This window comes from Aeromicrobium sp. PFPM2_SD2 (assembly GCF_057364525.1).
On the sequence record NZ_JBNFNZ010000619.1, the window covers coordinates 1 to 1123 of the forward strand.

A 1123-nucleotide genomic window follows, 5' to 3' on the forward strand; every position below is an offset into this window, starting at 1 on the left:
CCGCGGCCACGTCGAGCACGCGCTCGCCGGCCCGGACGCCGGCGGCCTCGACCAGCACGCGTCCGGTCTCGGCGATGACCTCGGCGGCCACGGCGGGGTAGTCGCCGAGCGCCCACAGCGTGCGGTGGCGGGACTTGAGCTCCTGGTCGGCGGTGTCGGAGGGGGACATGGCTTCTCCTGGGGACGTGCGGAGAGCGACGGTCCCGGCGGCGCGGTCGGTGCCGCCGCCGTCGCGGACGTGGTCCCGCGAGCGGGCGCGCGTCCTGGCCCGATCGTAGGTCGGTCACGACGCCGTGGGTCCGCCGTGGCGGAAGGTGTGCGGACCCGTCGCGGACGTCCGGGCCGACGGCCGCGCCGTGGCCCTGCCCCGGCCACCGTCCGGACGTCGATAGGGTCGGGGCCACCGGCTCCCCGACGCCCAGGAGGACTGATGGTCTCCGCGCCGCCGATCACGGTCGAACGGCTCACCAAACGGTTCGGACAGGTCACCGCCGTCGACGACCTCAGCTTCGAGGTCCGCCCCGGCCGGGTGACCGGGTTCCTCGGCCCGAACGGCTCGGGCAAGACGACCACCCTGCGCATGCTCACCGGGCTCGTCCGCCCGACGGCCGGCACCGCCCTCATCGGCGGACGTCCGTACGCCGAGCACGACGCCCCCGCCCGGCTCGTCGGCACCTCGCTCGAGGCGTCCTTCCACCCCGGCCGCACCGCGCTCGGCCACCTGCGGGTGTACGCGCCGCAGGTCGGCGTCGACGACCGTCGCTGCACGAGCTGCTCGAGCTCGTCGGCCTCGCCCCGTACGCCAAGCGGCGGGTCGGCGGGTTCTCGCTGGGCATGCGCCAGCGCCTCGGACTGGCCACGGCGCTGCTCGGCGACCCGGCGGTCGTCGTGCTGGACGAGCCGGCCAACGGTCTCGACCCGCAGGGCATCGTCTGGATGCGCGGCCTGCTGCGCACCTTCGCCGCCGAGGGCCGCACCGTGCTGGTCTCCAGCCACGTGCTCGGCGAGGTGCAGCACACCGTCGACGACGTCGTGGTCATCGGCCGGGGGGCGCCTCGTCCACGCCGGGGCCGCTCGACGGCCTGGCGCGGCTGACCCCGGCCCGAGACCCCTCGTCCGCGCC

At 76.3% G+C, this 1123-nt stretch carries 1 protein-coding gene and 1 pseudogene; both read left to right on the forward strand.

Features of this window, described 5'->3' with window-relative positions:
• Positions 1-430 precede the first annotated feature (430 nt).
• Positions 431-592 (forward strand): annotated as a pseudogene (locus tag AC2W7G_RS16905) (ATP-binding cassette domain-containing protein); the annotation flags it as partial.
• 179 nt (positions 593-771) lie between these two features.
• Positions 772-1095: an AAA family ATPase gene (locus AC2W7G_RS16910; RefSeq protein ID WP_485869463.1), complete on the forward strand. Its 324-nt coding sequence runs from the start codon at positions 772-774 to the stop codon at positions 1093-1095.
• Positions 1096-1123 lie beyond the last annotated feature (28 nt).